Origin of the sequence: Flaviflexus sp. (assembly GCF_052087705.1) — a bacterium.
Lineage (GTDB): Bacteria > Actinomycetota > Actinomycetes > Actinomycetales > Actinomycetaceae > Flaviflexus > Flaviflexus ciconiae.
In genome coordinates, this window is record NZ_JBQCYC010000002.1 from 235667 (window position 1) to 248400 (window position 12734).

The 12734-nt window shown below is 56.9% G+C and carries 11 protein-coding genes; 8 read left to right on the forward strand and 3 right to left on the reverse strand.

Going from position 1 to position 12734, the window contains the following annotated elements:
* The first annotated feature begins 202 nt into the window (after positions 1-202).
* Positions 203-1711, forward strand: a complete 1509-nt coding sequence (guaB, locus tag ACTHUY_RS02410) for an IMP dehydrogenase (RefSeq protein ID WP_441655659.1) — start codon at positions 203-205, stop codon at positions 1709-1711.
* A 678-nt stretch (positions 1712-2389) separates the two neighbouring features.
* Here guaB and ACTHUY_RS02415 read toward each other — a convergent pair.
* Positions 2390-2911 (reverse strand): hypothetical protein, encoded by a 522-nt coding sequence (locus ACTHUY_RS02415; RefSeq protein WP_441655263.1) that lies wholly within the window; start codon positions 2909-2911, stop codon positions 2390-2392.
* A 1-nt stretch (position 2912) separates the two neighbouring features.
* On the reverse strand, positions 2913-3260 hold the full coding sequence (locus tag ACTHUY_RS02420; protein WP_441655262.1) for a PadR family transcriptional regulator: 348 nt from the start codon (positions 3258-3260) through the stop codon (positions 2913-2915).
* A 1205-nt stretch (positions 3261-4465) separates the two neighbouring features.
* On the opposite strand from ACTHUY_RS02420, the gene ACTHUY_RS02425 reads away from it, so the two are divergent.
* From ACTHUY_RS02425 to ACTHUY_RS02435, 3 genes are all read left to right on the forward strand, one after another.
* Positions 4466-5386 carry a PIG-L deacetylase family protein gene (locus tag ACTHUY_RS02425; RefSeq protein WP_441677517.1) on the forward strand — a complete coding sequence of 307 codons (921 nt, stop codon included), beginning with the start codon at positions 4466-4468 and terminating at the stop codon, positions 5384-5386.
* A 14-nt stretch (positions 5387-5400) separates the two neighbouring features.
* Positions 5401-5769: a hypothetical protein gene (locus tag ACTHUY_RS02430; RefSeq protein ID WP_441675412.1), complete on the forward strand. Its 369-nt coding sequence runs from the start codon at positions 5401-5403 to the stop codon at positions 5767-5769.
* 199 nt (positions 5770-5968) lie between these two features.
* Entirely contained in the window at positions 5969-6343 is a 375-nt protein-coding gene (locus tag ACTHUY_RS02435) for a nuclear transport factor 2 family protein (RefSeq protein ID WP_441655259.1), read from the forward strand.
* Between the two features lie 74 nt (positions 6344-6417).
* On the opposite strand, the gene ACTHUY_RS02440 is transcribed toward ACTHUY_RS02435, so the two are convergent.
* Positions 6418-7152 carry an exonuclease domain-containing protein gene (locus tag ACTHUY_RS02440; RefSeq protein ID WP_441677519.1) on the reverse strand — a complete coding sequence of 245 codons (735 nt, stop codon included), beginning with the start codon at positions 7150-7152 and terminating at the stop codon, positions 6418-6420.
* Between the two features lie 59 nt (positions 7153-7211).
* On the opposite strand from ACTHUY_RS02440, the gene ACTHUY_RS02445 reads away from it, so the two are divergent.
* The 4 genes from ACTHUY_RS02445 to ACTHUY_RS02460 form a co-directional block, all read left to right on the forward strand.
* Positions 7212-8327, forward strand: a complete 1116-nt coding sequence (locus tag ACTHUY_RS02445) for a GuaB3 family IMP dehydrogenase-related protein (RefSeq protein WP_441655257.1) — start codon at positions 7212-7214, stop codon at positions 8325-8327.
* 625 nt (positions 8328-8952) lie between these two features.
* Positions 8953-10350 (forward strand): class II fumarate hydratase, encoded by a 1398-nt coding sequence (locus ACTHUY_RS02450; protein WP_126702949.1) that lies wholly within the window; start codon positions 8953-8955, stop codon positions 10348-10350.
* Positions 10351-10587: 237 nt separating this feature from the next.
* Positions 10588-11922 (forward strand): YkvI family membrane protein, encoded by a 1335-nt coding sequence (locus ACTHUY_RS02455; protein WP_441675406.1) that lies wholly within the window; start codon positions 10588-10590, stop codon positions 11920-11922.
* Positions 11923-12235: 313 nt separating this feature from the next.
* Positions 12236-12734 (forward strand): hypothetical protein (locus tag ACTHUY_RS02460; RefSeq protein WP_441677521.1); only part of this gene is annotated, 499 nt, incomplete at its 3' end.

Sequence of the window (12734 nt, forward strand, 5' to 3'; positions counted from 1 at the left end):
GAAATGTCCAGATGATCGAGTTAACCATCTAGTGCCAAGTCGATGTTTGGCGTCATGTCAACGTTTCGTTCGTTTCTCCATTCTTGACCCGGGTACAATTGATGTCAACAAAATTCACGGGGAGTCGGTGGGGAGTGCTTCCCAGACGAGTCTCACACTGAGGAGGATCGCCACTTCAGAAGGAAAGAATTATGGTAGAGGGGTGAGCAACGAGAATCATGACCCCTTTGGCTTTATTGGACTGACCTACGATGATGTCCTCCTGCTTCCCGGAGAGACGGACGTGATCCCGTCCGAGGTGGACACCTCGGCGCGGCTCACCAAGGAAATCAACATCAAGATCCCCCTCGCCTCGGCGGCGATGGACACGGTGACAGAGGCCCGCATGGCGATCGCCATGGCTCGCAACGGCGGCATTGGTATTCTGCACCGCAACCTGTCCATTGAGGACCAGGCCCACCAGGTCGACCTCGTGAAGAGGACCCAGACGGGCAAGATCACGAACCCAGTGACAATCGGCCCCGACGCCACACTCGACGAACTCGATGCTGTCTGCGGCCAGTACCGAGTCTCCGGACTTCCCGTTGTTTCCCCCGACAACAAGCTTCTTGGCATCTGCACGAACCGTGACCTGCGGTTCACACCGGTCGCCGAATGGGGGACGACCCTAGTTCGCGACGTCATGACCTCCGAGGGGCTCATTACCGGCCCCTCCAACATCAGCCACGAAGAAGCAACTTCTCTTCTACGCAAATACAAGCGCGAGCGCCTGCCGCTGGTTGATGAAGACGGTACGCTGACCGGCCTCATCACCGTCAAGGACTTCGTTCGCTCCGAACAGTTCCCGGACGCATCGAAGGACTCCAACGGCCGTCTCCTTGTCGGAGCTGGCGTCGGCTACTTTGGTGACGTCATGCAACGCGCCGAGGCGCTCGCAGAAGCAGGCGTTGACGTACTCGTTGTCGATACCGCAAACGGACAAGCCAAGCTTGCCCTCGACATGATTCGTTCCCTCAAGGGATGCTCCGCCTTCGATGACGTACAAATCATTGGGGGTAACGTCGCAACCTACGAAGGTGCGAAGGCACTTGCCGAGGCCGGTGTGGACGCTGTCAAGGTTGGTGTTGGCCCCGGCTCTATCTGCACGACCCGCGTCGTTGCCGGTGTTGGCGTCCCCCAGATCACCGCGATCTACGAGGCCGCGAAGGCATGTAAGCCGCTCGGTGTTCCCGTGATCGGCGATGGTGGTCTCCAGTACTCCGGTGACATCGCTAAGGCACTCGTGGCCGGTGCAGATTCCGTCATGATCGGCTCTCTCCTCGCAGGCTGCGAAGAGTCCCCCGGTCAGCTCGTTCTCATTAACGGCAAGCAGTACAAGGCCTACCGCGGTATGGGATCGCTCGGAGCCATGGCTTCCCGTGGTAAGCAGTCCTTCTCAAAGGACCGCTACTTCCAGGCCGACGTGTCCTCCGACGACAAGATCGTCCCCGAAGGGATCGAAGGCAAGGTCTCCTACAAGGGCACCCTTGGCACCGTCACCCACCAGCTCGTCGGTGGCCTCCACCAGTCAATGTTCTACGTCGGTGCACGTAGCATCCCCGAGCTGAAGGAGAAGGGCAAGTTCATCCGGATCACCCCGGCTGGCCTTAAAGAATCCCATCCCCACGACATCACGGCAATCGCCGAGGCGCCGAACTACAGCACCAATTAGTTCCGGGATTGGAGAATCAACTAGTTTCAGCATTGGAAAATTCAGCTACTAGTCGTTCTCTGACCTAACAGTCGTTCTCTGAGCTAACAGTCGTTCTCTAAGAACCTCGAAAAGGACCCACTCATTGCAGTGGGTCCTTTTCGTTGACGGGAGCTCTCTCGTTCATTTGTCGAACGGCCCCGGCTTGATAGACATATTGCCGGAGTGCTGGTTTCCCAGCGGAAAACTGCCCGAACATGGGATCGCGAGCAGGATTTGGTCGTGGCAGGTGAGATGTATTGTCTAGACGCGTTGGATCTGTGGGTGGGGAAAGGTAGCTTGTGATTCCTACCGATGGGGACTGCATCGCCGTGGGGCGGTGCGGGTTTGGAGCCGTAGGTAGGGCACTGCAACGAGCTATGCGATTCATACTAGAAGGCGTGTCTGCCCGGGAGAACCAGGGAACGACGGTGAAACCCGTTTCGTCGACGTGGATGGGATGTAAATATCGCGGTACGGCCTGAAGCGAGCGTTCGTACACGGCGAGAATTGTTCCAGTGCACGACCAGTGTGATGGCGTGATCCATCTCGTTGACCGGCACGCAAAGAGTCCACTGGTCGCCGCACTGCAGTGATGAAAGAGCGGTCGAACAACGGTGTGACCACGGTCAGGTTGAGACTGCCACTGCCACAGCGCACTTACGGCAGGTTATCGTCCTCGACTATGACCGTCTCGGGGCGCGTCTGTTCCTCGTCATTGGCAGAGAGAAAGAACGCGGCTAGTACTGCGGCCAAGATCAGGGTGAAACCTCCAATTGCCGTCCCCGCCAGTGCTAGACGCCGATACGGCAACCGTGCAAACAGGTGAGCGCAACCAACAAGAATGCCAATCAGAGCTAGCGATATGCCAACCGGAGGAGCAAATATGAGCGTTGCCAGACCGATTGCGGAGAGCCCTATTGTCGCGATCGCTACTCGTTGGCCGGTGCGTGACTTTTTTGCTCGCGGGGGCGAAACTTCAGCATCATCAATGATGGTGTCGATATCGCCCAACTGATTCAAGGTTGCTGAAACAGTGCTGTCTGACGGGTTACTCCCCAGGGCATCGCGAATGTGCTCTTCTATGGAACTGTAAATCTCATCAGCGTCGACAACACCCCGGTTGCTGAGTGTGTCTGAAAGTTTGGCGAGATACTCCCGCACCATCGGATGTTGGCTCATGTTAAGCACCACCAGTTTCTCTAATGACATCATCGACTTGCTTGCTGAAATCAGTCCATACTGCGGTAAACCCAGCGAGAGCTGCCTCCCCTTCAGGAGTTAGCTCGTAGTAGCGGCGCATTGGCCCACTCGAGGACTCCTGCCAAGTGCTGTTCACCCAGCCGCGTTTGCGCATGCGGGACAGCAGGGGATAGAGAGTGCCCTCGCTCGACATCAAGAGATCAAATCTCCGCAATTTATCTGCGATGGCAAGCCCATAGGAGGGCGACGCTTTCAACGTCGCGAGGACACAGTATTCCACCACGCCCTTACGTAACTGGGCGAGCGCTGCACCATTTTTCGGCTCCATGGATAAAGAGTATCACTAAGATGTATAACAAGGTAATATGGTATGCAGAGTTTCATGTTAAAAATGGTATTACTCAATGCGTGACAGTTGAAATCAAAGGAGATTCGTCGTGTTAAACAGAATGTTCGCCGTTGGTATAGTAGCGGTCCTCAGTTTTCTACAACCACTGGTGCTAAGTGCAAGCGCAACGACAATGAATCCGGCTAATGAAACGGTTGAAATTGGCCCCGAGTTTGAGGAGTATCTGAGCAGTCTCCCAGAAGTCGATCGCTTAAGGATCGAGAATACGCTATTGCTAGACCACGAGGAGGTGCATTTGGAGCCGCAGATTCCGCTTGATCTAGTGGCGTTTCGAAGTCAAATAGCGGCTACTTTTGGGGGTGATGTAGTGTCGCCGCTAGCGAAAGGGTGCTGGAGCTCTCGAACCAACCGCTCTGGGAAGGCTAAGGCTGGGAACACTCTTTATACGTACTACCACGTTGGCCGTTGGTGCTCGTCGGGTACTGTCGTCACTTCTTCGAGCGTCGCCGATGCAGGTGGAGAAACGAAGACCCCGGGATGGAGGTATGAGGGCATTGCAAAGAGGGGAGCCGGCGTTGTCTCAAATCAAGGAAGGTCTTATAGCCAACACCGCTTTGTTCTAGGTATTGGTGGGTGGGACGTCCAGACGCCAACTCCCTGTGCAAGAGTTAGAGGTACATCCTCGGGTACCGCAATGTCAGATGGCGTTTGCGGGATCTATTAGGAATTCACTGCCAAGGACACCCGTAAGAACTAATCCTTCAAGTGTCGGACCTTTTGGCTCCTGCTAGGAAGCAACACAAAGTCCCAGTTTCGACAAGCTGGGACTTTGTCAATGCTTCCGCAATAAAATATATTGTGGAGGTTTCTGCCACTGAGAACCATTAAGGAACCAAGAGCGGATGTAATGAAGGATGCCAGGAGCTAATCACTATGGGTAACCGGCATAGCCACCTATTTGGTAGTCGCGTCATAACCGTAAATACGCGCTGTAAGGATGCGCTGAGTCTCTTCGTGGAGTTCTTGAAGTTGGGGCTGTAGGTTACAGGTAAGTGAACTCTAATGTGAATGAGGGTTTTCTCATCAAAGCTCATGGGTTGCTTTCCTTTTAGGTTTCCATACTGGAATCAACGCGGGGCCGCAGTTGGGCGCGCCGGCGATGTTTCTTGAAAGGGAGCATGGACATGAACATTCATTGGATCCTTGCTGGTGTCGTTATCGCATTCGCACTCACCAGCGTTGCAGGGGAGAAGTCATTACGCCGCCGGCTCACCGACTACCGTCCCACCCAGATCTTTGCTGTCGGAGCCGGAATCATTCTTGCCCCAGCAAATATTCGGGCGGCCCTCGGTGGCTTCTCGCCCACCCTCGAATCGATCACTATCGCAGTAACGTGCGCCGCGATTGTTGGGATCATGCTGACGTACGCACTGCACACGATCCGCAAGTCCCAGGCACCCCAGCCCAGGAGGATCCTGGCGATTGGTGCACATCCGGACGATCTTGAACTTGCTGCCGGCGGCACCCTGGCTCGCCTTGCAGACTCGGGCCACGAAATTAACGCGATTGTTATGAGTACTGGCACCAATGGTGGAGATCCGAAGGTAAGGATCAATGAGGCGAAGGAAGGCGCAGCTTTCCTCGGTATCCGTGATTGCACTGTTTACGACTTTGAGGACACGAACCTTGAGGGTGACATGACGGGCATGATCAAGGCCATCGAGAACAAGATCAGGTCCTCCAACCCGGACATCATCTTCACCCACTCGGCTAATGACCAGCATCAGGGCCACCATGCTGTGCACCTGGCAACGCTCCGTGCGGGCCGCCGCCACCCCGCTATCCTCTGCTTCGAATCGCCCTCGGCTACGAGCGAGTTCTCACCCCAGGTTTTCGTTGACATCGATGACCATGTAGAGGTCAAGAACTCTGCAATCAAGATTCATGACAACCAGAAGATTTATGACAACCAGAAGAAGAAGCCGTACATGACTGCTGAGCGGGTCTCCGGCAGGGCTCACTTCCGTGGCGACCATGGAAGCAACGCGTCCGGTGGGCCCGCGGCCTCATCCAAACCATTCGCAACCACCGAGCAGAATTCCTGACACCCTTCAGGCCCATGTTCCACCTGTACCTGCGGATCAACGTATTCTCACAGCTGATCCAGCCCGACGTGCAGCTACTTGCTCTCGTAGCTGTCCCGGTACTGATCATCATGGGAATTGGAACGGGAGTGGCATGGGCGAGCGGGCTCCCCAGCATATGGATTGTCCTCGGTTTCAGCCTGTCACTGTTCAACATCATCCTCGCCCTGCTTCTGGACAAGGCATGGCGGGACTTCCGACACCTGATCGTCGTTCCCCTGCCCCTACCGTTCTCACTCTTCCTTTCCTGCGTAACCGTCGCAGCTATCTGGAAAGAGTTCACGGGACAAGAACAGAAATGGAACAAGCTTGAACGCACCGGCCTCCAAACAGTCAATGCGTGAATGGCATCTACTCCGGTTGCTACCGGGCAGTGACACCAGACTGGCGTGAGTGAAGCGCTCGCGGTACGCCAGGGGCGGGGGCTTACAGCCCCCGCCGAACTGATTCTGCACATGATCAACGATGATCGTGCGGTAGTCGGGGAGGGTTGCGTGGGCGGCTGGTGATGCTAGTGCCGGCTTGCGCCGCTACCCTGCAGGAGTGAGTCGTTTTCAACGTGATGAGCTTCTGGAACTAGAGAATGCGGGATGGCAGGCACTCTGTGATTCCACGGGAGGTACTTTCTACGGTGACCTCCTGACAGAGGATGCTCTCTTTATCCTTGTGAACGGTACTGCTATGACTCGCGAGCAGATCGCGGGCTCGCTAAATGGGTCCCCGGGCTGGGATTCCTATGAGATCACCGATGCTCGGATGATCGAGGTAAGCGAGGACGTTGCCGCCCTTGTTTATCGGGCGACCGCGACTCGTGCTGATTTGCCTGAACCCTTCACGGCAGTCATGACCAGCCTTTACCGGCGTATTGAGGGCCGTCTACGTCTCGCCCTCTACCAGCAGACAACGATCACGCACTGAATCGACGCCGATTTGGCGCGAGTGGAGACGGGGACGATTGCTCAGAGTTGTCGTCAGCTAGCCATAGTCGTCGGTTATTCAGATTCGTCGTCAGGTTGGCCGAGGTCGGAACCGAGGGGCCACGACGGATCAGCGTCTGGGGTACGTCCCTTGCTTGCGAGCCACTCATTGAAGCCCGTTGCCCACTTCTCATGGGCCTGCTTCTGTAGCTCGTGGAGCTTACGGAGGGAGGACACCTTGAGGACAGCGTGCTCCGCAGTCATGGCCTTGAGGAGCTTCAGGGTAGCGACGACATCGTTGTGAGCGTCGTGGAAACCACCAGCATCAATCCGGTAGATGCCGATAAGGGTTTCGAGACGGCGCGGGCCCTTGCGGTACGGATCGAGCAACCTGTCTAAGACGAGCGGATCGAGGACGGGGGAGGGTTCGCCTCCGAGCTGATCGGCGATGGTGGCAAGGCCGTGCCGTGCCAACTCGGATTCCATGAGGCTGAGGTCGAAAGAAGCGTTGAAAGCGACAACGGGATGCTTCTGCTCAAGATGGCTAACAAGAATATCCCGGATCTCAGTGAGTACTTCGATCGGGTCCCTACCTTCGGCGCGCGCCTTTGCGGTGGAAATACCGTGAACTTCTTGGGCTGCCGTTGGAATCTCCACACCTGGATTGGCGAGCCAGCCATAGGTCATCGGTTCGTCGCCGGTGACGATGATTGAGGCTGTGACCAGGCGAGAGTGCTTCGGGCTCACTCCGGTGGTCTCGGTATCGAAACCGACGAGTGGTCCTTCGGTCCAGTGAGCGCTTGTCGACATGTATTGATTCTACGCGGGCGACGGGCAAATAGTCCCTCATCATCGTTACACTGGGATGCATGGTACAAGAGGTAGAAATTGGACGCGGCAAGCGAGCACGGGTTGCCTACACACTCGACAAGGTAGCGGTCGTTCCGTCTAGGCGGACGAGAGACGCGACGGATGTGTCGACAAGCTGGCAAATTGACGCCTACTACCTCGACATTCCAATCATGGCGGCACCCATGGATTCCGTGACCTCCCCGGAAACAGCGATTGCCATGGGTGAGTTCGGCGGCGTGGGGGTTCTCGACCTTGAGGGTCTGTGGACCCGCTACGAGGATCCCACCTCAATCCTTGAAGAGCTTGCAAACATGCCGGCGGATCGGGCCGGTGTCCGCATGCAGGAGGTCTACCGGGAGCCCATTAAGCCCGAGCTCATCACTGCCCGTCTTTCTGAGATTCGGGATGCTGGAGTTACCGTGGCAGGTGCCCTGTCACCACAGCGCACCCAGGAACACTGGCGCGCAGTTGTCGAAGCCGGTGTTGACCTCTTCGTCATTCGCGGCACCACGGTCTCCGCGGAGCACGTCTCCTCCAATCGTGAGCCCCTAAACCTCAAGCGTTTCATCTACGAACTCGACGTCCCCGTTATTGTCGGTGGAGCCGTCACCTACACGGCTGCTCTTCACCTCATGCGTACTGGGGCAGCAGGTGTGCTCGCCGGCTACGGTGGCGGAGCCTCCTCAGCTAACCGCCGCACCATCGGCGTGGCGTCCCCCATGGCAACAATCGTTGCCGACATCGCGGCGGCCCGCCGCGACTACCTCGACGAATCCTCTGGACGCTACGTCCATGTCATCGCTGATGGTTCCGTGTCGTCCTCCGGTGACATCGTTAAGGCTCTTGCCTGCGGTGCGGACGGCGTCATGCTGGGTACGGCTCTTGCTCGTGCTGCCGAGGCCCCCGGACGTGGCTGGCACTGGGGTGCGGAAGCACGCCACCCGAAGCTTCCCCGTGGTGAACGAGTCTGGGTCGGCAACGAGGGCCCACTCGAGTCAATCCTGTTTGGTCCTGCCCACAATGCTCGCGGCGTTTCCAACCTTGTCGGGGCGCTGCGCCACGCCATGGCCTCCTCTGGATACTCGGACCTGAAGGAATTCCAGCGAGTCGAGATCGTCGTCCAGCCCGACTAAGCCCTGCCGCTATTCAACCGATTGATCGGCACCTTTAGTATCTAACTGATTCAACATGGCTGAGACCCTGCCCGAGTGGCAGGGTCTCGCTGTTGATATAGGGCTTGATTCATTGGAATAAGGTCTTGTCGCTGAGATGGACTCTAACCTTAAGGACGAACGTTGAAGGAGGCTCCGATCGTCAACGTTCCAACGGATGTTCCCGGCCTATTCAACGTAGCTTCCTGCTTACCGTTTCGGGCCCCGCCTGCGGCGTGATGCCCCGCCGACAATGCGATGCCCAAACGACAATGCGGTGCACCGCCTACGACCTGGTTTCCTGCCTTTGATATTCATTCTGCCGAGCAGTGAAGTAACGACTGGGGTGGTTCCTTCCTTTGATACCTGCTCTGCGGGTTGTGAAGTAGCGAATGGGGGATTAGGAGCAGCACTTCATTAAGTGAGCTCTTCTCTGAATCCGTGAAGCTAACTTGTTGGGCTTCGCGGTGATGGGGGCGATGGCCAAAGGGCCGTACGCGATTTGGTGAATGTCCGTTTTTGCCGAACCGGGACCATTCGCCATGTTTTCTTCTTCCCGGTGGGGGACAATTGGGACGACACCTCATGACGTCAAAGGAGAAATGAAGTGACTGCAGAATTTCGCATTGAACACGACACGATGGGCGAAGTTAAGGTGCCTGCCAAGGCCCTCTATCGAGCACAGACGCAGCGAGCAGTGGAGAACTTCCCGATCTCGGGCAAGGTATTGACTTCCCACCACATCAGCGCACTCGGACAGGTCAAGCGCGCCGCCGCTCTTGCCAATGCCGAACTCGGTGTCATCGACGAGGACAAGGCCAAGGCTATTGCGGCTGCCGCTGAGCAGGTCATTGCCGGAGACCACGATGGTGAGTTCCCGATCGACGTGTTCCAGACTGGTTCCGGCACGTCCTCGAACATGAACACGAACGAGGTCATCTCGACTATCGCAACCCGCGACTCCGGTATCGAGATCCACCCCAACGACCACGTCAACGCATCCCAGTCCTCGAACGACGTGTTCCCGTCCTCGATCCACATCGCGGCCACGGAAGCAGCTGTCCGCGTTGTTGTTCCCAAGCTCACGGTCCTCGCAGAGTCGCTGGAGAAGAAGGCCGAAGAGTTCAAGGACGTCGTCAAGGCCGGCCGCACCCACCTCATGGATGCAACCCCGATCATGCTTGGCCAGGAGTTCTCGGGCTACGCCCAGCAGATCCGCAACGGCATTAAGCGCGTTGAGGCCACAATCCCGCACCTCGCTGAACTTCCCCTCGGCGGAACCGCTGTCGGCACGGGCATCAACACCCCCGCAGGCTTCTCTGCGCGAGTCATTGAGCTCATTGCCGAGAACACCGGACTTCCGTTCGTTGAGGCCCCGAACCACTTCGAGGCGCAGGCCGCACAGGACTCCCTCGTTGAAGCTTCTGGTGCACTCCGCGTTGTCGCAGTCTCGCTCGTCAAGATCGCGAACGACCTGCGTTGGGCAGGCTCCGGCCCCCGCGCCGGTATTGGCGAAATCAACCTTCCCGACCTTCAGCCGGGATCGTCGATCATGCCGGGCAAGGTTAACCCTGTCCTCCCCGAAGCCACCGTTCAGGTTGCTGCCCAGGTCATCGGTAACGATGCTGCAATCGCCTTCGCGGGCGCTCAGGGTAACTTCGACCTGCTCGTCATGCTCCCCGTCATGGCACAGAACCTCCTCGAGTCGATGAACATCGTCGCGAACGTCTCCGAGGTTCTTGCCGAGCGCTGCATCGATGGCATTACCGCCAACGTTGAGCGTGCGAAGGAGCTTGCTGAGTCCTCACCGTCGATCGTCACCCCGCTCAACCGCATCATCGGTTACGAGAACGCCGCGAAGATCGCGAAGCACTCCGTCAAGGAGAACATCACGGTCCGCCAGGCAGTCATCGATCTTGGTTTTGTTGAGCGTGGCGAGATTACCGAAGAGCAACTGGATGTGGCACTCGATGTTGCGTCAATGACCCGTCCAGCGACGAAGTAGAGTCCCTCGTTTTTGGTAAGGATTCGTAAGGATTTAGCGTTCTTATCGATAAGACTGAGGGTTCTTGCATAATTTAATAGAATCTATCTCACAACGAGGCCCCGGAAACGATGCTAGCGCACCGATCCGGGGCCTCGTTGTATTCGCATAAAAAGTGCTCTATGCACAATTTTTCCACTGCTTCTCTGAAGTGTTCGGTATTGTTGACACCGTTTGTTTATATGGATTATGCGCGGGATGCGTGGAGAGTACAGGAAAACGTGGTTCGTACGGCAAAACGTGGTTCGTACGGCAATAGGAATAGCCTTTGCTTTTGTTGGAGTATTCATCGGTGCGGGATTTGCATCGGGCCAGGAGGCCCTGCAGTACTTCGTGGCTTTTGGCCTTGATGGCATCTGGGGCGGACTCCTCACCGTAGCCTCACTGACTTTTGCTGGACTCGTCATGCTGGCCCTCGGAAGCTACTTTAGGGCAGGGGAGCATTCTGCTGTCTTCACGAAGATCACCCACCCCGCCGTTGCACGGTTCCTTGACGTGGCAATCATGGTGACTCTTTTCGCCACCGGCATGGTCATGATTGCCGGCGCAGGATCCAACCTGGAGCAACAGTTCGGATGGCCGACGTGGGCCGGTTCCGTTCTCATGGTTATTCTTGTCTGTCTCACGGGACTTCTCGACGTTGATCGAGTCACCGTTGTCATCGGTGCCGCCACCCCGGTCATTGTTATCTGCATCGTGGCTGCCTGCGTCTACTCGATCATCAATGCTCCCGGAACTCTTGCGGAGCTTGAACCACAGACTGAACTGGTTGCGACGACACTGCCGAACTGGTGGGTTGCCAGCATCAACTACGTGGGCCTCGGCCTCATGGTGGGTGTCTCCATGGCGATCGTCATGGGAGGAGCCAACCATTCGCTGAAAGCGTCCGCCATTGGTGGTGCCACCGGCGGCCTCATTGCCGGTCTCCTCATGCTTCTCGCGATCGTCGCCATATTTTTTGCTATCGGTGACGTGTGGGATGCTGAGCTCCCGATCCTTGAGCTCGTCAACCGCATCAGCCCCGTCTTTGGATATGTCATGGCGATCATCGTTTTCGTCATGATCTACAACACCGCGATCGCGATGTTCTACGCCTTCGCTAAGCGCGCCACCGCTAACAAGCCCAAGCAGTTCTGGCCTGTCCTTGTCGCCTCCTCGCTTGTTGCTTTCGCGGTCTCTTTCGTTGGCTTCAGCGAACTCGTTGGCTACGTATACCCGGCCATTGGCTACGTTGGTATGGCACTCCTTGTCATCCTCGGTGTTGCCTGGGTGAAGGGCCGAACCAAGGTCAGGGAAGAGATTGAACGACGCGGTCGCATCCGCTCCCTGATCCGCCGCAAACTCGACCCTGCCAAGCGCTTTACCAAAAAGCATGAGGCCCAACTGTCGGATGAAATCAGTGCCTCTCCCGTTGATGACAAGCATCCGCAAAGCGATGCTCACGAATTCGTGCACCGCGAGCTGGTTGCGGATGACTCGGTGGACTACCCTGCGGAAAGCGTCGATGAACCCGTTGCTGTGGTGGAACGCTAACTCCCAGCCAGGCAGCGTCACGGCAGGCAACAGAACCTCGGTAAACCGAATGTGAAGCAGGTTCCTCAGCCGAATAGTGGCACCCAGACCAGAACCACATTCTGAAACCCTGCAAGATTGTTGCTCAACCTGTCATAAGACAGTCTTGTCCCCGCCCAATGCGGCCGGCTGTTGTTGACGTCATAGTGCCAAAAGGTGTTTATGAAGGGTTTCTCATTTAGGTTTCCTTTCCATTTCATTTGTGGGTTGTTTACTTAAAGCATCAAGGGAAGAACAGAACTTCCGAAGAAAGCATGTGAAAGGAAGACACACAATGTCGAAGAAGCTTTGGATTGCAACCGGAACCCTCGGAGTTGTCTCCGTCCTGGCAGGCACTGGCATGGCCGTGGCCGACAACGGTGATGACGTGCAGCGTCCGGCCGGTGTTGAGATTAACGAGAACAACCAGTCTGCACAGACCGCTGGCGAGACCCAGTCGGCACAGTCCACGGTCTCGGCGGTTTCTGCTCAGACCGCGGTCTCGGCAGTCTCCACCCAGTCTGCTGTCTCGACCGTTTCCGCTGTCTCCACGGTGTCTGCTGTTTCTGCTAAGTCTGCTGTATCGCCTGTTTCGGCTCCGTCGGCGCAGAGCCCGGCTACTGCGAAGGTTCCGGTTGCTACGAAGGCACCGGCACCGGCACCGGCTCCGGTGTACTCGGCTCCGTCTCCGGTGTCTGCACCGTCGGCAGTGTCTGCACCGTCGGCTCAGTCCGCGTACTCGGCTCCTTCGCCGGTGTCGGCTCCTTCGCCGGTGTCGGCTCCTTCGCCGGTTT

Excerpts from the sequence above, each read along its gene's own strand:
- ACTHUY_RS02445 (WP_441655257.1), top strand. The coding sequence starts at position 7,212 with ATGGTACAAGAGGTAGAAATTGGACGCGGCAAGCGAGCACGGGTTGCC.
- ACTHUY_RS02455 (WP_441675406.1), top strand. The coding sequence starts at position 10,588 with ATGCGTGGAGAGTACAGGAAAACGTGGTTCGTACGGCAAAACGTGGTT.
- ACTHUY_RS02425 (WP_441677517.1), top strand. The coding sequence starts at position 4,466 with ATGAACATTCATTGGATCCTTGCTGGTGTCGTTATCGCATTCGCACTC.
- ACTHUY_RS02415 (WP_441655263.1), bottom strand. The coding sequence starts at position 2,911 with ATGAGCCAACATCCGATGGTGCGGGAGTATCTCGCCAAACTTTCAGAC.
- ACTHUY_RS02430 (WP_441675412.1), top strand. The coding sequence starts at position 5,401 with ATGTTCCACCTGTACCTGCGGATCAACGTATTCTCACAGCTGATCCAG.
- ACTHUY_RS02420 (WP_441655262.1), bottom strand. The coding sequence starts at position 3,260 with ATGGAGCCGAAAAATGGTGCAGCGCTCGCCCAGTTACGTAAGGGCGTG.
- ACTHUY_RS02440 (WP_441677519.1), bottom strand. The coding sequence starts at position 7,152 with ATGTCGACAAGCGCTCACTGGACCGAAGGACCACTCGTCGGTTTCGAT.